Origin of the sequence: Paraburkholderia madseniana, from assembly GCF_009690905.1 — a bacterium.
Classification (GTDB): Bacteria; Pseudomonadota; Gammaproteobacteria; order Burkholderiales; family Burkholderiaceae; genus Paraburkholderia; species Paraburkholderia madseniana.
Genome location: NZ_VOSW01000068.1, coordinates 1 through 17,519, shown reverse-complemented (window position 1 = coordinate 17,519; position 17,519 = coordinate 1). Strand labels below are relative to the sequence as shown.

The 17,519-nt window shown below is 62.2% G+C and carries 16 protein-coding genes, 1 tRNA gene and 1 pseudogene; 11 read left to right on the top strand and 7 right to left on the bottom strand.

Annotated elements, in window-relative coordinates; genetic code table 11:
* Positions 1-7: 7 nt before the first annotated feature.
* The 8 genes from glmM to phoR all read left to right on the top strand — a co-directional run bounded on the left by glmM (position 8) and on the right by phoR (position 8,551).
* The gene (gene glmM / locus FSO04_RS30115; protein ID WP_154565266.1) at positions 8-1,366 is read left to right on the top strand and encodes a phosphoglucosamine mutase; all 1,359 of its coding nucleotides are present in this window, start codon (positions 8-10) and stop codon (positions 1,364-1,366) included.
* 297 nt (positions 1,367-1,663) lie between these two features.
* Entirely contained in the window at positions 1,664-2,695 is a 1,032-nt protein-coding gene (gene pstS, locus FSO04_RS30110; RefSeq protein WP_154565265.1) for a phosphate ABC transporter substrate-binding protein PstS, read from the top strand.
* A 171-nt stretch (positions 2,696-2,866) separates the two neighbouring features.
* On the top strand, positions 2,867-3,868 hold the full coding sequence (pstC, locus tag FSO04_RS30105) for a phosphate ABC transporter permease PstC (RefSeq protein WP_154565264.1): 1,002 nt from the start codon (positions 2,867-2,869) through the stop codon (positions 3,866-3,868).
* On the top strand, positions 3,865-4,761 hold the full coding sequence (gene pstA / locus FSO04_RS30100) for a phosphate ABC transporter permease PstA (RefSeq protein WP_154565263.1): 897 nt from the start codon (positions 3,865-3,867) through the stop codon (positions 4,759-4,761). Before pstC ends, pstA begins: the two co-directional genes overlap by 4 nt.
* Before the next feature lie 17 nt (positions 4,762-4,778).
* The gene (gene pstB / locus FSO04_RS30095; RefSeq protein ID WP_154565262.1) at positions 4,779-5,627 is read left to right on the top strand and encodes a phosphate ABC transporter ATP-binding protein PstB; all 849 of its coding nucleotides are present in this window, start codon (positions 4,779-4,781) and stop codon (positions 5,625-5,627) included.
* A 29-nt stretch (positions 5,628-5,656) separates the two neighbouring features.
* Positions 5,657-6,361: a phosphate signaling complex protein PhoU gene (phoU, locus tag FSO04_RS30090; protein WP_054036271.1), complete on the top strand. Its 705-nt coding sequence runs from the start codon at positions 5,657-5,659 to the stop codon at positions 6,359-6,361.
* Positions 6,362-6,386: 25 nt separating this feature from the next.
* Positions 6,387-7,088, top strand: a complete 702-nt coding sequence (gene phoB / locus FSO04_RS30085; RefSeq protein ID WP_028199153.1) for a phosphate regulon transcriptional regulator PhoB — start codon at positions 6,387-6,389, stop codon at positions 7,086-7,088.
* A 149-nt stretch (positions 7,089-7,237) separates the two neighbouring features.
* On the top strand, positions 7,238-8,551 hold the full coding sequence (phoR, locus tag FSO04_RS30080; RefSeq protein ID WP_154565261.1) for a phosphate regulon sensor histidine kinase PhoR: 1,314 nt from the start codon (positions 7,238-7,240) through the stop codon (positions 8,549-8,551).
* Between the two features lie 109 nt (positions 8,552-8,660).
* Here the strand turns inward: phoR and ppk1 are convergent, their stop codons facing one another.
* Entirely contained in the window at positions 8,661-10,724 is a 2,064-nt protein-coding gene (gene ppk1, locus FSO04_RS30075; RefSeq protein ID WP_154565260.1) for a polyphosphate kinase 1, read from the bottom strand.
* Between the two features lie 202 nt (positions 10,725-10,926).
* Here ppk1 and ppx point away from each other — a divergent pair, with 202 nt between their 5' ends.
* The gene (gene ppx, locus FSO04_RS30070; RefSeq protein ID WP_154565259.1) at positions 10,927-12,552 is read left to right on the top strand and encodes an exopolyphosphatase; all 1,626 of its coding nucleotides are present in this window, start codon (positions 10,927-10,929) and stop codon (positions 12,550-12,552) included.
* 115 nt (positions 12,553-12,667) lie between these two features.
* On the opposite strand, the gene FSO04_RS30065 is transcribed toward ppx, so the two are convergent.
* The 4 genes from FSO04_RS30065 to FSO04_RS46500 form a co-directional block, all read right to left on the bottom strand.
* Positions 12,668-13,480: a GNAT family N-acetyltransferase gene (locus tag FSO04_RS30065; RefSeq protein WP_154565258.1), complete on the bottom strand. Its 813-nt coding sequence runs from the start codon at positions 13,478-13,480 to the stop codon at positions 12,668-12,670.
* 237 nt (positions 13,481-13,717) lie between these two features.
* On the bottom strand, positions 13,718-14,176 hold the full coding sequence (gene sixA, locus FSO04_RS30060; RefSeq protein WP_154565257.1) for a phosphohistidine phosphatase SixA: 459 nt from the start codon (positions 14,174-14,176) through the stop codon (positions 13,718-13,720).
* Between the two features lie 181 nt (positions 14,177-14,357).
* Positions 14,358-14,434 (bottom strand) — tRNA-Pro (locus FSO04_RS30055).
* A 95-nt stretch (positions 14,435-14,529) separates the two neighbouring features.
* Positions 14,530-14,703 carry a hypothetical protein gene (locus tag FSO04_RS46500; RefSeq protein WP_166618274.1) on the bottom strand — a complete coding sequence of 58 codons (174 nt, stop codon included), beginning with the start codon at positions 14,701-14,703 and terminating at the stop codon, positions 14,530-14,532.
* 164 nt (positions 14,704-14,867) lie between these two features.
* Here FSO04_RS46500 and FSO04_RS46495 point away from each other — a divergent pair, with 164 nt between their 5' ends.
* On the top strand, positions 14,868-15,029 hold the full coding sequence (locus tag FSO04_RS46495; protein WP_166618273.1) for a hypothetical protein: 162 nt from the start codon (positions 14,868-14,870) through the stop codon (positions 15,027-15,029).
* 165 nt (positions 15,030-15,194) lie between these two features.
* Here the strand turns inward: FSO04_RS46495 and FSO04_RS30050 are convergent, their stop codons facing one another.
* Both FSO04_RS30050 and FSO04_RS30045 read right to left on the bottom strand, forming a co-directional pair.
* Complete coding sequence (locus FSO04_RS30050) at positions 15,195-16,583, bottom strand: MATE family efflux transporter (protein WP_414693480.1); 1,389 nt, start codon at positions 16,581-16,583, stop codon at positions 15,195-15,197.
* A complete protein-coding gene (locus FSO04_RS30045) occupies positions 16,580-16,888 on the bottom strand; it encodes a DUF2288 domain-containing protein (RefSeq protein WP_154565256.1) in 309 nt (102 codons plus the stop codon). The genes FSO04_RS30050 and FSO04_RS30045 overlap by 4 nt, the downstream gene beginning before the upstream one ends.
* A gap of 111 nt (positions 16,889-16,999) precedes the next feature.
* Here FSO04_RS30045 and FSO04_RS30040 point away from each other — a divergent pair.
* A pseudogene (locus tag FSO04_RS30040) lies at positions 17,000-17,392 on the top strand (pentapeptide repeat-containing protein); the annotation flags it as partial.
* Positions 17,393-17,519: the final 127 nt, after the last annotated feature.

Genomic DNA, 17,519 nt, shown 5'->3' with positions numbered 1-17,519 from the left:
ATAAAACATGGCACGTCGTTATTTCGGAACGGATGGGATTCGGGGCAAGGTCGGCGAAGGGCCGATTACGCCGGAGTTTGTATTGCGGCTCGGCTACGCTGCCGGCAAGGTGCTCGCGGGCGCGGACCGCTGGGCGAGAACGGGCGCACGGCCCACGGTGCTGATCGGTAAAGACACACGGGTGTCGGGCTATATGCTCGAAGCCGCGCTCGAAGCGGGCTTTTCCGCGGCGGGCGTCGACGTCATGCTGGCCGGGCCTATGCCGACCCCGGGTATTGCCTATCTGACGCGCGCACTGCGGCTCGCCGCGGGCGTCGTGATCAGCGCGTCGCACAACCCGTACTACGACAACGGCATCAAATTCTTCTCCGCCGACGGCAACAAGCTGCCCGACGAAGTGGAACTGCAGATCGAAGAACAACTCGACCTGCCGCTCGCGTGCGCGGCCTCCGAGCAACTCGGCAAGGCGCGGCGCCTCGATGACGCTGCCGGCCGCTATATCGAGTTCTGCAAGAGCACGTTCCCGGCAGCGTTCGACTTGCGCGGCCTGAAGCTGGTGGTCGACTGTGCGCACGGTGCCGCGTACGACGTCGCGCCGCACGTGTTCCATGAACTCGGCGCCGATGTGATTCCGATCGGCGTCGCGCCGAACGGCTTCAACATCAACGACGGCGTCGGCGCGACCGCGCCGGACGCGCTGGTGCGCGCGGTGCGCGCGAACCACGCGGACCTCGGCATCGCGCTCGACGGCGACGCTGACCGGCTGCAGGTCGTGGACGCGGCAGGTCGCCTGTATAACGGCGACGAGTTGCTATACGTGCTGGTCAAGGACCGGATGGCGACCGACGGTAAAGTGGAAGGCGCGGTCGGCACCTTGATGACCAACATGGCGGTCGAAGTCGCGCTGCAGGAAGCCGGCGTGAAGTTCGTCCGTGCGGCGGTGGGCGACCGTTACGTGCTCGAACAGTTGCGTGAACACGGCTGGCAACTGGGCGCGGAAGGCTCCGGCCATATTCTCTCCCTTGACCGCCATTCGACCGGCGACGGCATCGTGTCGGCCCTGCTGGTGCTGGCCGCGATGAAGCGCAGCGACAAAACGCTCGCCGAACTGCTCCACGGTGTGACGCTGTTTCCGCAGAAGCTGATCAACGTGCGGATGCAGCCCGGCGCGGACTGGAAGGGCAGCGATGCGATCCGCCGCGCCATCAGCACGGCCGAGGCAGCGCTGAACGGCCGCGGCCGCGTGCTGATTCGGGCCTCGGGCACCGAGCCCGTTCTGCGCGTGATGGTGGAGGCGGAAAAAGTCGACGACGCGGTTCGCCATTCCGAAGCGATCGCTAACGCGGTCAAGCTGGCCACGGCCTAAACCGCGCCTGGCCTACGGCGGCGAGGGACGACCATGAGCGCGTCCCCGCTGCCGCACCCCTCTGCAATACGCGTCTCCCCACACGCAAACGTTCGCGTCCCATTTTTTTCGTCTAATCTGTAAAACGACGCCCGCAACGCCGCTAAACCGGCGATTTGTCCGCGCGTGCGCCTTTCACCTTAGTAATCCCACTGTCACATCCGTTTCACGGTTAGTCACGTTACTGTCACAAAGAGACCCTAAGCTTCGCGGTGTTCGTGTTACTCGCTCACACCGCTCACACCCCTTGGAGGTCTCATGAAATTGATGCAAACCGTGTTCGCTGGCGTCGCTGGCGCGCTTTTCGCGATCGCAGCGCAAGCCGCAGACATCACCGGCGCGGGCAGCACCTTCGCAGCACCGATCTACACGAAGTGGGCCGATGCCTACCAGAAGTCGGGTGGCGGCAAGGTCAACTATCAAGGTATCGGTTCGTCGGGTGGCGTGAAGCAGATCGTCGCGAAGACTGTTGACTTCGCTGGTTCGGACGCTCCGCTGAAGGACGAAGACCTCGCGAAGGAAGGCCTGTTCCAGTTCCCGACGGTTGTCGGCGGCGTGGTGCCGGTCGTCAATGTGCCGGGCGTGACGCCGGGTGAACTGACGCTGTCGGGCGAAGTGCTCGGCGACATCTACCTGGGCAAGATCAAGAAGTGGAACGATCCGGCGATCGTTGCGCTGAACCCGAAGGCTAAGCTGCCGGATACCGACATCGCCGTGGTTCGCCGCGCCGACGGTTCGGGCACCAGCTTCATCTGGACGAACTACCTGTCGAAGGTCAATGCTGACTGGAAGTCGAAGGTTGGTGAAGGTTCGACGGTCAACTGGCCGACGGGTACGGGCGGCAAGGGCAACGACGGCGTCGCAGCTTTCGTGCAACGTCTGCCGGGCGCAATCGGCTACGTCGAATGGGCGTACGCGAAGCAGAACAAGATGACGTATGTCGGCCTGAAGAATTCGTCGGGCACGGTGGTCGAGCCGAAGACGGAAACGTTCAAGGCAGCGGCAGCGGGCGCGGACTGGTCGAAGTCGTTCTACCAGATCCTGACGAACGAGCCGGGCAAGAACGCATGGCCGATCGTCGGCGCAACGTTCGTGCTGCTGCACACGGCGCAGGACAAGCCGGCGCAAGGCACCGAAACGCTGAAGTTCTTCGACTGGGCGTTCAAGAATGGCTCGCAGGCTGCGAACGATCTGGACTACATCTCGCTGCCGGATTCGGTTGTGTCGGAAATCCGCACGCAGTGGAAGTCGAAGGTGAAGGACGCTGCGGGCAAGCCGATCGCTGAATAAGCGACGCAGCTAGGCGCCGCAACTAAGCGACACAGCATGCAGTAAGCATGCGGCAATACATTGGCCGTCCTCATTCGAGGACGGCCAATGGCGTTACCCCGGCATTAGCCAGCATTGTCCGCCGCGCGACAAGTGTCGTACGGCAACTGGAAACAGGTCCATCAGGCTCTCATGTCCGATATCCAATTAGCGTCTGGCGCGGCGAAGTCGACACCGCCCGGCAGCACGTCGCAGCAGAAAGCGCCCAGCCGCGCCGGCGACGTCATCTTCGGCGGCCTTGCCCGTCTCTCCGCCATCGTCACCCTGTTGCTGCTCGGCGGCATTATCGTTTCGCTGATCGTCGCGTCCCTGCCGTCGATCAAGCAGTTCGGCCTCGCGTTCCTATGGACCGCCGACTGGGATCCACCAAGCAAGCAATTCGGCGCATTGGTGCCTATTTACGGCACGATCGCGACCTCGCTCATTGCACTCATCATCGCGGTGCCCGTCAGCTTCGGCATCGCACTTTTCCTGACCGAACTCGCGCCCGCGTGGCTGCGCCGTCCGCTCGGCGTCGCCATCGAACTGCTTGCCGCGATTCCGTCGATCGTCTACGGCATGTGGGGTCTGCTGGTGTTCGCGCCGATCTTCGCTACGTGGTTCGAAAAGCCGCTCGGCACGCTCCTCAGCGGCATTCCTATCGTCGGTGCGTTGTTTAAGGGCGCACCGATCGGCATCGGCATCCTGTGCGCCGGGGTTATCCTCGCCATCATGATCATTCCGTACATCGCTTCGGTGATGCGTGACGTGTTCGAAGTCACGCCGGTCCTGTTGAAGGAGTCGGCGTACGGCATCGGCTGCACGACCTGGGAAGTGATGTGGAAGATCGTGCTGCCCTTTACCAAGAGCGGCGTGATCGGCGGCGTGATGCTCGGCCTCGGCCGCGCGCTCGGCGAGACCATGGCGGTCACGTTCGTGATCGGCAACACCAATCTGCTCGATAACGTCTCGCTGTTTTCGCCGGGCAACAGTATTACCTCGGCGCTCGCCAACGAATTCGCGGAAGCGGATCCGGGCCTGCATACGTCGGCGCTGATGGAACTCGGGTTGATCCTCTTTGTGATTACTTTCATCGTGCTGGCGATCTCGAAGGTCATGCTGCTTCGCCTCGAAAAAGGGGAGGGCGCGAAATGAGCCAGCCCACCTTGAATATGCCGGGTTCGAACGACGCCGTCGCGCTCGAAGCGATGCGCGTGCGTCTGCAAGGCCGCCGCCGCGCGAAGAATGCCGTTGCGCTGACGCTGTCGCTCGCGGCCATGGCGTTCGGCCTGCTGTGGCTGGTGTGGATTCTTTATACGACGCTGCGCCTCGGCATCGGCGGCTTGTCGGTCGAATTGTTCACGCAATCCACACCGCCGCCGAACACCGATGGCGGTGGTCTCGCCAACGCGATCGTCGGCAGCGTGATGCTGGTTGCGCTCGCAACTTTTGTCGGCACGCCGATCGGCATTCTGGCGGGCGTGTATCTCGCCGAATACGGGCAGAAGGGCTGGCTCGCCAGTCTCACGCGCTTCATCAACGACATCCTGTTGTCGGCACCGTCGATCGTCGTCGGTCTGTTCGTCTACGCGCTCGTCGTGGCGAAGATGGGCCACTTCAGCGGTTGGGCCGGCGTATTCGCGCTCGCGCTGCTGCAGATTCCGATCGTGATCCGCACCACCGAGAACATGCTGAAGCTGGTGCCGAATGCGCTGCGCGAAGCCGCTTTCGCACTCGGCACGCCGAAGTGGAAGATGGTGATGTCGATCACGCTGAAAGCTTCGATCGCGGGCATTATCACCGGCGTGCTGCTCGGCGTCGCGCGCATTGCCGGTGAAACGGCGCCGCTGCTCTTCACCGCGTTGTCGAACCAGTTCTTCTCGTGGAACATGGACCAGCCGGTTGCGAACCTGCCGGTCACGATCTACAAGTTCGCGATGAGCCCGTTTGCGCAGTGGCAATCGCTCGCGTGGGCCGGTGTCTTCCTGATCACGCTCGCGGTGCTGGGATTGAACATCCTCGCGCGCACGATCTTTTCGAATAAGTAAGGGCGGAGTGTAATCCGATGAATATGGCAGAAACTCAACTCAATCCGGGCACGCGTCCCACGGCGCCGGCCGGTTTCGATCCCGCCCAAAGCGGCCAGGCGCAAGCCCCGTCGCGTCCGAAGATCGAAATCAACGACCTGAACTTCTTCTACGGCAAGTATCACGCGCTGAAGAACATCAATCTGCGGATTCCCGAAGGCAAGGTCACTGCCTTCATCGGCCCGTCGGGTTGCGGCAAGTCCACCTTGCTGCGCACGCTCAACAAGATGTACGCGCTCTATCCGGAGCAACACGCCGAAGGCGAGATCCTGATGGACGGCGAAAACCTGCTGACCTCCAAGCGCGATATTTCGCTGCTGCGCGCGCGGATCGGCATGGTGTTCCAGAAGCCGACGCCGTTTCCGATGTCGATCTACGACAACATCGCGTTCGGTGTGAAGATGTTCGAAACGCTGCCGCGTTCGGAAATGGACGACCGCGTGGAATGGGCGTTGACCAAGGCCGCGCTGTGGAACGAAGTCAAGGATAAATTGGGCCAGAGCGGCTACGGTTTGTCCGGCGGTCAGCAACAGCGTCTGTGTATCGCGCGCGGTATCGCGATCCGTCCTGAAGTGCTGCTGCTCGACGAGCCGTGTTCCGCGCTCGACCCGATTTCCACGGGCCGCATCGAAGAACTGATCGCCGAATTGAAGAGCGATTACACGGTTGTAATCGTGACGCACAACATGCAACAGGCCGCACGCTGTTCGGACTACACTGCCTATATGTACCTCGGTGAACTGATCGAATTCGGCGACACCGAAAAGATCTTCATCAAACCGGTCCGCAAGGAAACCGAGGACTACATCACTGGCCGCTTCGGCTAAGCCGCCGCGCAAAAACAACGGAGTACGACATGTCCGATAAACATCTGTCCAGCCAGTTCGACGCCGACCTGAACCTCGTTTCCTCGAAGGTGCTCGAAATGGGCGGCCTGGTCGAGTCGCAGATCGTCAACGCGATGATCGCGCTCAACAACTTCGACCTCGATGTGTGCGAGCAGGTGATCGCCGCTGAAGACCGTCTGAACACGATGGAAGTCGAGATCGACGAAGAGTGCAGCAACATCATCGCGCGCCGTCAACCGGCCGCGCGCGACTTGCGCCTCCTGATCGCGATTTCGAAGACCATCACGAATCTCGAGCGCGCCGGCGACGAAGCCGAAAAAATCGCCAAGCGCACCAAGCGTCTGATGGAAGACGGCGCTTCGCGCAGCATCAATATCGCCGAGATCAAATTGTCGGGCGAAATGGCGGTATCGATCCTGCGCCGCGCGCTGGACGCCTTTGCGCGTCTGGACACGGTCGCTGCCGCGCAGATCATGCGCGACGACAAGGCGATCGACGAAGAATTCCGCGCTTTCGTTCGCAAGCTGATTTCGTACATGACTGAAGATCCGCGTTCGATTTCGGTGGGCCTCGATTTTCTGTTCATCGCCAAGGCGATCGAACGGATCGGCGACCACGCGAAAAACATCGCTGAATTCATCATCTACATCGTCAAGGGCACCGACGTGCGGCACAAGTCGCGCGACGCGCTCGAACGCGAAGCACTCAGTTAATCAGTTATAAGGATCAGAGGTGCCGATGCCCAGCAGCATTCTCGTCATTGAAGATGAGCCCGCCATTTCCGAACTGATTTCGGTGAATCTTCAACACGCCGGACACTGCCCGATTCGCGCGTACAACGCGGAGCAGGCGCAGAACCTGATCAGCGACGTACTGCCCGACCTCGTGCTGCTCGACTGGATGTTGCCGGGCAAGTCGGGCATCGCGTTCGCTCGCGATCTGCGCAACAACGAGCGCACCAAGCACATTCCGATCATCATGCTGACCGCACGTGGCGATGAGCAGGACAAGGTGCTCGGCCTCGAAATCGGCGCCGACGACTACGTCACCAAACCGTTTTCGCCGAAAGAACTGATGGCGCGCATCAAGGCGGTGTTGCGCCGCCGCGCGCCGCAGTTGACCGAAGACCTGGTGGCGATCAACGGTCTGAAGCTCGATCCGGCAACGCACCGCGTCGCCGCGCACGCCGAAGGCAGCGAGATCAAGCTCGATCTCGGCCCGACCGAGTTCCGTCTGCTGCACTTCTTCATGACGCACCCGGAGCGCGTGCACAGCCGCACGCAACTGCTCGATCAGGTGTGGGGCGACCACGTGTTCGTCGAAGAGCGCACGGTGGATGTGCACATCAAGCGTCTGCGCGCGGCACTCAAGCCGGCCGGGTGCGATGCTATGATTGAGACGGTACGCGGCAGCGGCTACCGGCTCGCGAAGAGCGCCTGACTTTGCGCGGTAGCGCGAGTGGCGATGCTTGAGCCACGCGCGTTATAGATGTCGCATACACCACATAGGCCACATCGGTTACGTCGGTTACGTTAGGCGCCGCGATTTCAGATCCCGGCGTGGACGGTTTTCTCTTCGATCGCTAGAACATGAACATCATCTGGGCGCGCTCCATCGTGTCGGTCGTGCTGCTGGCTGTTCTGTGCGTGGTGGTCGGCGCACTCGTGAACGTCAAGGCAGGGCTGGTCCTCGCGATCGTCATGCTGCTCGCGCAGAGCTTCTTCAGCACCTTCCACAAGCAGCGTTTGTGGCGCCTGCTCGACGCTCCGGTCTACGGCGAAGTGCCGAGCGCCCCCGGCATCTGGGGCGAAATCTACTACCGTCTGCATAAGCTTGCGAAGCGCTGGCATGCGCAGGTGCGTCAGGTCGAACAACAGCATTCGCGTTTCATCCAGGCGATCCAGGCGTCGCCGAACGGCGTGGCGATGCTCGACGATCACGATCAGATCGAGTGGTGCAACGCGATCTCCGAACTCCATTTCGGACTCGATGCGAAACGCGATCTGCGCCAGCACATCACACATCTCGTGCGTCAGCCCGATTTCGTGCGCTATCTGAATTCGCAACGCTACGAACAGATGCTGATCATGCGCGGCATGGGCGAGAAGCGCCAGAACGTGCTGTCGGTGCAGGTGTTTCCGTATGGCGAGAATCGCAAGCTGGTGCTGTCGCAAGACATCACCGAGCTGGAGCGTACCGACGCGATGCGGCGCGACTTCGTCGCTAACGTGTCGCATGAATTGAAGACACCGTTGACCGTATTGTCGGGTTTTCTCGAGACGATGCGGGAACTGCCGTTGAGCGAAGCCGAGCGCGGGCGCTACCTCGAACTGATGGAGCAGCAGGCTTCGCGCATGCGGCATATCGTCAACGACTTGCTGGTGCTCGCGAAGCTAGAAGGCGACAACAAGCCGCCGAGCGATCAGATGATCGATATGCGCGCGGTGCTGCGGCATCTGCGCGACGACGCGCAAAGCCTGTCGAGCGACCATCACAAGATCGTGTTCGACGCCGACGAAGGGCTCACCGTCACTGGCGTGGAAACGGAAATTCTCAGCGCGTTGGGCAACCTCGTGACCAATGCGATCCGCTATACACCGGATGGCGGTGCGATCAGGGTGAGTTGGCAGGCCAACGGCGGCTGTGCGGTTTTTTCGGTCACGGACAGCGGCTTGGGGATTCCAGCCGCGGACATTCCACGTCTGACCGAGCGTTTCTATCGCGTTGACCGCAGCCGCTCGCGCGATACGGGTGGGACGGGCCTCGGTCTCGCCATCGTCAAGCATGTGCTGCAACGACACGATGCGCAGCTCGACGTGAAGAGCGAAGAGGGACGTGGCAGCACGTTCACCGTGCGTTTCCCGGTGTTTCGCACGGCGCGTCGGCAACCGGCGCCGGTTTGAAAACGTTGGCCTGAAAAAATGCCCGCCTGTAACAAGACAAGGCGGGCTTTTTTCATGTGCAGCGCCGCTTGCTTCGGCGGCGCGCGAACACGATCAGGACATCACAAACTCACGAACAGAATTTCCCCAGCAGGCTCATCTGGGCATTGCGCGAGGATTTGCCCGGCCGGCGGCGCCGATAGTGGCCGTCGCTTTGCATGAGCCACGCGGACTGGTTGTCGCCGAGAAAGGCCGAGAGGCCTTCGGCAATCACACGCCGCTTCAAGCGACGGTTGTTGACCGGAAACGCCACTTCAACGCGCCGGAAGAAGTTACGGTCCATCCAGTCGGCGCTCGATAGATACACCTGTTCCTTGCCGCCGTCGTAGAAGTAGAAGATGCGGTGATGCTCGAGAAAGCGTCCGACGATCGAGCGCACCGTGATGTTCTCCGACAGGCCCGGCACACCCGGTTGCAACGAACACACGCCACGTACGATCAGATCGATCTTCACGCCTGCCTGTGACGCTTCGTACAGCTCGGCAATCACGGTCGGTTCGAGCAGCGCGTTCATTTTCGCGACGATGCGCGCCTTCTTGCCGGCGCGCGCATGCTCGGCTTCCGCACGAATCGATTCAACCAGTTTCGGATGCAGCGTGAACGGCGACTGCCACAACTCGTGCAGCGACAGTTCACCACCGATGCCGGTCAGTTGCTGGAACACGTGGTGCACGTCTTCGCAGATTTTCTGATCCGCGGTCATCAGGGCGAAGTCGGTATAAAGACGCGCGGTCCGCGGGTGATAGTTGCCGGTGCCCAGGTGCACGTAACGCTTGAGCGTGGTCTTGCCGCCCGACGAGACGCGCCGCACGATCAGCATCATCTTCGCGTGGCACTTGTGGCCTACCACGCCGTACACGACGTGCGCACCCACCGCTTCAAGCTGCGACGCCCAGTTGATGTTGGTTTCTTCGTCGAAGCGCGCGAGCAGTTCGACCACCACAGTCACTTCCTTGCCGTTGCGCGCGGCTTGCATCAGCGCGTCCATCAGCGGCGAGTCGGTGCCGGTGCGATAGATGGTCTGCTTGATGGCCATCACGTTCGGGTCTTTAGCTGCCTGCAGCAGCAACTCGAGCACCGGCTGAAAGCTCTCATAAGGGTGATGCAGCAGCACGTCGCCCTGATCGATCACGTCGAACATGCTGGTGCTGTTGGCGATCTGCGGCGGAATCGCCGGAATATGCGGCACGAATTTCAGGTCGGGCCGGTCCACCATCTCCGGCAATTGCATCAGCCGTACCAGATTGACGGGGCCGTCGGCGAAATAGCAATCCTTGGTGGTCAGGCCGCTTTCGTCGAGCAGGCGCCGCACGACATGCGAGGGCGTCTCCGCCGATACTTCGAGCCGCACTGCATTGCCCAGATGGCGTGCCGGCAGTTCGCCCTGCAGCGCGACACGCAGATTGGTGATTTCGTCTTCGTCGACGAACAGTTCGCTATTGCGTGTGATGCGAAACTGGTTACAGGTCCGCACCACCAGATTCGGGAACAGCTCGCCGACAAAGCGCTGCAGCAACGAACTCAGCAGCACGAAACCATGCGGATAGCCCGACAGCTCCTGCGGCATGCGCACGAGCCGGGGCAAGGCACGCGGCGCCTGCACGATGCCCATCATCGCCTGGCGGCCGAACGCATCTTTGCCTTCGAGTTCGACGACGAAGTTCAGGCTCTTGTTGAGCACGCGCGGAAACGGGTGAGCCGGATCGAGGCCGATCGGCGTGAGCACCGGCAGCAGTTCGTCGAAGAAGTAGTTGCGCGCCCATTCGGTCTGCGCTTCGTTCCACGCTTCAGTGCCGTGAAAATAGATGCCTTCTGCTTCGAGCGCGGTGAGCACCGTGTCGTGCAGCATGGTGTACTGGCGATGCACGAGCCTCTGCGCGCGCTCGACCACGAGGTCGTATACGTGCTGCAGCGACATGCCATCAGGTGACATTGCGCCCGGGTTGTCGCGCATCTGTTCCTGCAGTCCGGCCATGCGGACTTCGAAGAATTCGTCGAGGTTGCTACTGGTAATGCAGATGAAGCGCAGGCGTTCGAGCAAAGGGACGGCAGGGTCGGCAGCTTGTGCCAACACACGCTCGTTGAAACCCAGAATGCCCAGCTCGCGATTCAATAAGGGGTAGCGGATGGACATCGGCAGCGAGAATGGAATGTCAGGAGGGGAGACGAAAAGACGCTCGGAAATTCTCACAGTATGATGACGTTGTTATGACATTCTCGAAGTTATAAATTCTACGCCGTATTCATTGCGTGTCGTAATTATGACGCAGTGCATGTGGGACCATAGGGCACCCCCATTACTGCGAGGCGACATCGTGAGGTCCGGTACGCTTAGAATGGCGTCTTTGAACAGCGCGGCCGGCCACAAGGCGCCCAAGGCATCCGGTGGGCATCCGGCACCTTTCGCATCTACCGCCGCCGCGCTCGCGCGCATGGAGTCCGCTTACTCGATGGTCACTACTCCACAACTCCTCGCTGCCGTCGACCTCGGCTCGAACAGCTTCCGGCTGATCGTAGGCCGGGTCGAGGAAACCGATGCGGGCAGCCAGATCTATCAGGTCGATGCGTTGCGCGAACCGGTGCGTCTTGCCGCCGGTCTGTCGCGCGACAAGATGCTCGACCGCGCCTCGCAAGTGCGCGGCTGGGACGCGCTTAAGCGCTTCGGCGAGCGGCTGCGCGACTTTCATCCCGATCACGTTCGCGCCGTCGCCACCAATACGTTGCGCATCGCCAAGAACGCGGGCGAGTTTCTCGGCGAGGCGCAAGCCGCGCTCGGTTTTCCGATCGAAGTGATCGCCGGGCGTGAAGAAGCGCGCCTGATTTATGCAGGCGCTGCACACTCTGTGCCCGCAAGCGCGGGCAAGCGTCTCGTGGTGGATATCGGAGGCGGCTCGACGGAATTCATCATCGGCTCGCACTACACGCCGATCAAGATGGAGAGCCTGTATATCGGCTGCGTGAGTCATAGCCGCGCATTCTTCCCGGCGGGCAATGTCGACGAATACACGATGCGCCAGGCCGAACTTGCCGCGAGCCGTGAAATTCAGATCATTTCTGCCGAATACAAGAAAACCGGCTGGGAACAGGCGATCGGCTCGTCCGGCACCGCGCGGGCGCTCGCCGAACTGGTCGAGGCCAATGGCTTCAACGATCCGGGCGTCACGCACGGCATCTCGCGCGGTGGGCTGGAGCGCCTCAAGCGCGCGCTGATCAAGGCGGAAAACGTCAATCGTCTGAAGCTGGTCGCGTTGAAGGGCGATCGCATTCCGGTGCTGGCCGGCGGCCTGTCGATCATGATCGCGGTGTTCGACGAACTCGGCGTCGATTACGTCGATACGACAGACGGCGCGCTGCGCCTCGGTGTGCTGTACGACCTGCTGGGCCGTTCGCAGCACGAGGACATGCGCACGGTGACGGTGGAAGGCTTCATGCGCCGTTACGGTGTGGACCGCGCGCAGGCCGGGCGTATCGGTGAACTCGCGGTGCGCTTTTACGAGCAGTTTGCCGAACCGGACGAAGAGCGCCGCGCCGAGAATCGCATGTTCCTCGGCTGGGCTGCGGCCTTGCACGAAATCGGACTGTCGATTTCGCACAGCGCCTATCACAAGCATTCCGCCTATATCGCCAGCAATGCCGACATGCCGGGTTTTTCGCGCACCGACCAGGCGCGGCTCGCTGCGCTGGTGCTCGGCCACGCGGGGAAACTCGGCAAGCTGTCGCAAACGCGCGAAGTGGAATGGCCGCTGCTGTTCTGTCTGCGGCTCGCGGCGCTGCTGTGCCGCCGGCGTGCGGATGTCGGCTTGCCGGGGATCGCGGTTGCGCAGGTCAATGGCGGTTACGAAGTGCGTTTGCCGAATGAGTGGGTGGCTAACAATCCGCTGACGGATTACAGTCTGATCCAGGAAGCCGCAGAGTGGGAGAAGGTTGGCATTCCCTATCGCGTGGTTTACACGGACGATTGAGAATCATGCGCGGTAAATGAAAAAGCCCGGCGGATTAGCTGGGCTTTTTTTATGCGCTTCAGTTTTCAGTCGCTCAGCCGCCGGCTGAATATGCCGGGCGGTTCGCGTGTGCCGCTCAGCGTGGCGATGCGTCGCCGAGGAAGTGCCGCGCGTAACGCGCGTTGATATCCGTCAGGCGCAACAGCGTCAGAAAGTCGGCGGTGTTGAAGTCGGGATCCCAGGCCGGTGCGCCGCAAATCTTCGCACCGAGGCGCAGATAGCCCTTCACCAGCGGCGGCGGTGCGACGTCGGCGCCGGTTTGCAATTCTTCCACCGGCAGCGGCGTGTGCGGGAACGCGCGATATTCCGGCGCCGTCATCGCGTTGTCGCGCAGCGAGCAGTAAAGATTCGCTGCGTAGTGGCCACCGTCGACCATCGCGACACTCGCGCAGCCGAGCATCGTCTCGTAGCCGTTGTGCTTCATGTACGCGGCGAGCCCTGCCCACAACGACATGATCACCGAGCCGCTGCGATAGTCGGGGTGCACGCATGAGCGGCCCACTTCGACCATCTTCGCGCGCAGGTGCGTGAGACGTGACACGTCGAATTCGCTTTCGGCATACAGGCGTCCGATACGGGCGGCCTGATGCGGCGGCAGCGCGCGATAGGTGCCCACCACCTTCAGCGTGTCGAGATCGCGCACCAGCAGGTGATCGCAGTATGAATCGAACGCATCGACGTCGAGGCCGGCCGGACCCGTCAGACGGGCGCCCATTTCATCGGCGAATACACGGTAGCGCAGACGCTGGGCCTCGCGCAGTTGCTCGTCGGTGCGTGCCCACGTCACTTGCAGGCGATGCTGGGCGGTGACTGTCTCTTCGGCGCGCGGCAGGCGGCGCGTTTCGAAGATCGAAGCCAGGGGCAGGGTGGGCGTCGGCAGTTCTCGCATGTGGCGTCCTGGTCGAAAAAAGGGAGATTTCTTTTTTCGCCAATGTAGTAACGCCTGGTGACGCTCGCATGGCAAAGCTGTGACGATTGGATGACTGCCCGTAAGCTGCGTGCGCGCGGCTTGTAATGTCGTGGTCCGGGCGGGTCATGTGTTGTTTCTGCGCGACCGTTGGGACTGGCGGGCGCAACTGCGCCTCTTTGAGTACCAGGCCGCGTGACCTGATCGGTTCAGTTCAGCTCAGATCAGATCGGGACTCATCGCCGCGCGCAGCACGGCTTGGTCGTCGCCGTCGCGCTCACGGCTCTCGATCCACCACAAGCCGGCTTTCTTCAGCGGCCAACTCGCTCCGCTATTGCCGAGCAAACGCGCCGCAACGTGGCCGAGGGTTGGTTGATGGCCGACGATCACGACAGTGGGTGCGATCCCTTTTGGCCAGCCTGCGGCCTCGAGCACATCGTCCGCACTGGCGTTAGGCGCGAGTTCGCGCACCACGCGATACTGGTCGCTCAAGGCTTCCGCGGTCTGGATGGTGCGCACCGCAGGACTCGCGAGGACCACTGCGTCCTCGGGCAGACGAGTGCGCAGCCACTTGGCGACGTTTTGCGCCTGTTTGCGGCCCCGTGTGGTGAGCGCACGGGCGAGATCGCTCGCGGCGAAATCTTCGGCTTCGGCGTGACGCCAGAGGATCAGATTCATGCGTGTCTCCTTGACTCTGGTTGCGGCGTAGATAACAGCGCCGGGTTTTCAATCACTGTCGCATGCGAGCTCGTGAGGACGCAAGGCGGTGGCGCGTGCCGAATGTTCCCATCAGCCCCTGGCGCCCAAAAAGCAAAAACCCGCGAAGCCGAAGGCTACGCGGGTTTCGTATTGCTTTTCGTGGTCGGAGCGAAAGGATTCGAACCTTCGACCCTCTGATCCCAAATCAGATGCGCTACCAGGCTGCGCTACGCTCCGACGAATCCGAGATTCTACGTGGCATTGGGTGCCAGAGTCAATCACGAATTGCGTCGGGATGAAAAAAGGTGCAGTGCGCCGCGCCGTTTGTCCGCTCAATGCCGGCGACGCATCCAGTGCGGCATGTGCTGGTGCGTGATCCAGTGATGCAGCATGCCTTCGCCGTCGTGTTCGCGCCGGTAGGTTCTCGATTCGAAAATCGACAGGGCGAGCAGCACGAGCAGGCCTATTGCAAGTCCGATCAGACCTGCGATCGATTCAGCGTCCATGGCAGTCTCCTATGACACGCAGCCGTGCCTCTATAGTAGGACACGCGTAACAAAATGGCAGGGGGTGGCATGGGGACGCGGCCTGCCGCGACATCGTCGAATGCGAATTGCAGGTAGACTCTCGGCGCTTCGTTGCCGTTATTGTCATTCTGTTTCGAGAGTCTATGAACCGCGTTTTGTTGATTGTCTTGATGCTGGCTGCCGGGCTCGCCGGCTGTGCCAACGATCCTTCCGGCCACCATGGCGGCCCGCCGCCGAAAGATCCCGTCGACTACCACGGCGTGCCTACCGACGACCGTCCGCCCGTCATGGCGCCCGCGCCCTGAGCGTTTGCCGGGAACGAAAGCGAAGCACCGGCGCGGGCACGCCGGCGCTTCTGACCCGCGCAGACTATTCGCGCGGACAGCGCGGGCTGCAGTTATTCTAGGGCGAGGTGCACGCGTGATATGTGTGCGCTTGTTTCAAGCCGTAACCGTGTGCGGCGTTGTCGTTCAGACCGCTGCCACCGCCATGCCTCGCACGACACCTGGCAAAAAGCGCGCGAGCGTGACGCCGCGCGCGGCCATGAAGATCAGCATCGCGGCCCACAAACCGTGATTGCCATACAGCGCCAGCAAGGCCCACGAGGCCGCCACGAACACCGCGAACGAGACCACCATCGACGTCATCAGTTCATGCGTGCGAGTGGCGCCGATGAACACGCCGTCGAGCAGAAAGCCCCACACTGAGATCACCGGTAAGAGCGCGGCCCATGGCAGATAAGTCTCGGCCGTGGCGCGCACGACGGCCTGATTGGTCAGACCTTCGATGATCCATGAGCCCGCGCCCCAGTACACCAGCGAGAAGCCCAGCGCACCGAGCGCGGACCATAGCGCGGTCACCTTGATGGCCTGCGCGAAAGCGTGCCGGTCGCGCGCGCCGATCGCAGCGCCGACCAGCGCTTCGGCCGCGTGACCGAAGCCGTCGAGTCCATAAGCCATGAAGGTCTGAAAATTGAGCAGCAGCGCGTTGGCGGCAAGCGTGGCGTCACCTTGCTTCGCGCCGAGATGCGCGAACCAGCCGAACGACGACAGCAGACAGAGCGTGCGTACGAAGATATCGCGATTCAGTACCACCAGGCGCTTGAGGGCTGGAGCGTCGAAGAGGGAGGCGCGGTTTAGCGCAGGCAAACCGCGCGGCCGGCCGTGCCACAACAACGCGGCGCCGAGCACGAAGCCGAGCGCGTCGGCGGTGGCCGTGGCCGCGCCGATGCCGGCCACGCCCCAATCGAATACGTACACGTACAACAGCACCGCCGCGATGTTCACGCTGTTGATGAACACTTGCGACAGCAGCGCGAGCCGAACCTGCTGCGTACCAAGCAGCCAGCCGAGCACCACGTAGTTGCCGAGCGCGAGCGGCGCGGCCCAGATGCGCGCGTGGCAGTAGATCTGCGCGTGGCGCTGCACCGCGTCGCTGCCGCCGATCATGCGTAATGCGTAATCGATCAGTGGCACTTGCAACAGAAGCACCGCGGCGCCGATCGCCGCCGCCAGCAACAACGCGCGTACGACGTTGTTGCGCAACTCGGCGTGATCCCCCGCGCCGTGCGCTTGCGCGACGAGGCCCGTGGTGCCCATGCGCAGGAAGCCGAAGCCCCAGAACACGAAGTTGAAGAACAGGCCGCCGAGCGCGACGCCGCCGAGATAGGACGCGCCATCCAGATGGCCGGCGACGGCAGTGTCGACTGCTCCGAGAATCGGCTGGGTGAGATTGGCGAGGACGATTGGAAACGCCAGCGTCAGCACCCGGCGATGCCAGCGCACCGGGACGGCGGGGGCCGTCGCGCTCGCGCCGTTCCCCAGGGGGACTTCCTTCGGGACGTGCGCGGGGTCGCTCAATTACGTTCCTGCACGCACACCCATGGCGAGACGACCACTGCCCACAGATCGGGATCGCGCGCGGCGAAATCGGCGGCGGTTTCCGCCTGCACGCGTTCGACGAGGCCGGAAGACAGCCATTGCGTGACCTGCGTGGTGTCGTCGCTGGCGATGGCTTCGGCGACGCTCACCAGATCGATGTCGCGTGCGACGCGCAGCAGCATGCCGCGCGCGAAAAAGCGTTCGAGTTCGGTCCAGCCGATTTTGGCGGTTTCGGCGAGCAGTTTGGCGTACAGCGGGCTATGAGTGGCGTCGTTGGAAGTCATCGTAAGCGGGTTCTGACGGGGCCGTTACTATAAACCATCGGCGCGGATCGCCAGGGCGGCGCGCGTTCCGGTACGCTTAGGGTCTTTCGGCAAAATTCATTCTGAACCTTCATGTCACTGGATTCAACGGCGCGCGCTGCGGGCGCGCAAGCTCATGTGGTGGCCGACGCCACACTCACGCGCACCGATGTGGAGCGCCTCATTGGCACGAGCATGGCGGGCAATAGAGAGCCGCTCCATTTCACCGATTGCGATTTCGAAGGCGCCGATCTGTCGCGACTCGACTTGCGCGGCGCTGAGTTTCATCGCTGCACGATCGTCGAGACGTCATTTTTTGGCGCGGCGCTGTCGCACACGCGCTGGGTTCGTTGCCGCGGCCGCCAGGCGGATTTCGCGTCGGCCGATCTGGTCGATGCGGCGTTCCAATCGAGCGATCTGAACAACACGAGCTGGCGGCGCGCCAAGCTTGCCTCGGCGTCGTTTCACAGTTGCAAGCTGACGGGCTAATGCCGTTCAGTTAAGATCCTTCTTCAAGAAACGAACGGTATAACGGTGAGGTCGAGATTTGACGACCCGGTCGCATGCGCGGCCGGGTCGTTTTTCATTGGGCAGCGACTTGAGGCGCTCACGC

Excerpts from the sequence above, each read along its gene's own strand:
- pstB (WP_154565262.1), top strand. The coding sequence starts at position 4,779 with ATGAATATGGCAGAAACTCAACTCAATCCGGGCACGCGTCCCACGGCG.
- pstC (WP_154565264.1), top strand. The coding sequence starts at position 2,867 with ATGTCCGATATCCAATTAGCGTCTGGCGCGGCGAAGTCGACACCGCCC.
- phoR (WP_154565261.1), top strand. The coding sequence starts at position 7,238 with ATGAACATCATCTGGGCGCGCTCCATCGTGTCGGTCGTGCTGCTGGCT.
- glmM (WP_154565266.1), top strand. The coding sequence starts at position 8 with ATGGCACGTCGTTATTTCGGAACGGATGGGATTCGGGGCAAGGTCGGC.
- phoU (WP_054036271.1), top strand. The coding sequence starts at position 5,657 with ATGTCCGATAAACATCTGTCCAGCCAGTTCGACGCCGACCTGAACCTC.
- phoB (WP_028199153.1), top strand. The coding sequence starts at position 6,387 with ATGCCCAGCAGCATTCTCGTCATTGAAGATGAGCCCGCCATTTCCGAA.
- FSO04_RS46500 (WP_166618274.1), bottom strand. The coding sequence starts at position 14,703 with ATGGACGCTGAATCGATCGCAGGTCTGATCGGACTTGCAATAGGCCTG.
- ppx (WP_154565259.1), top strand. The coding sequence starts at position 10,927 with ATGGCGTCTTTGAACAGCGCGGCCGGCCACAAGGCGCCCAAGGCATCC.
- FSO04_RS30045 (WP_154565256.1), bottom strand. The coding sequence starts at position 16,888 with ATGACTTCCAACGACGCCACTCATAGCCCGCTGTACGCCAAACTGCTC.
- sixA (WP_154565257.1), bottom strand. The coding sequence starts at position 14,176 with ATGAATCTGATCCTCTGGCGTCACGCCGAAGCCGAAGATTTCGCCGCG.
- pstA (WP_154565263.1), top strand. The coding sequence starts at position 3,865 with ATGAGCCAGCCCACCTTGAATATGCCGGGTTCGAACGACGCCGTCGCG.
- FSO04_RS30065 (WP_154565258.1), bottom strand. The coding sequence starts at position 13,480 with ATGCGAGAACTGCCGACGCCCACCCTGCCCCTGGCTTCGATCTTCGAA.
- pstS (WP_154565265.1), top strand. The coding sequence starts at position 1,664 with ATGAAATTGATGCAAACCGTGTTCGCTGGCGTCGCTGGCGCGCTTTTC.
- FSO04_RS46495 (WP_166618273.1), top strand. The coding sequence starts at position 14,868 with ATGAACCGCGTTTTGTTGATTGTCTTGATGCTGGCTGCCGGGCTCGCC.
- ppk1 (WP_154565260.1), bottom strand. The coding sequence starts at position 10,724 with ATGTCCATCCGCTACCCCTTATTGAATCGCGAGCTGGGCATTCTGGGT.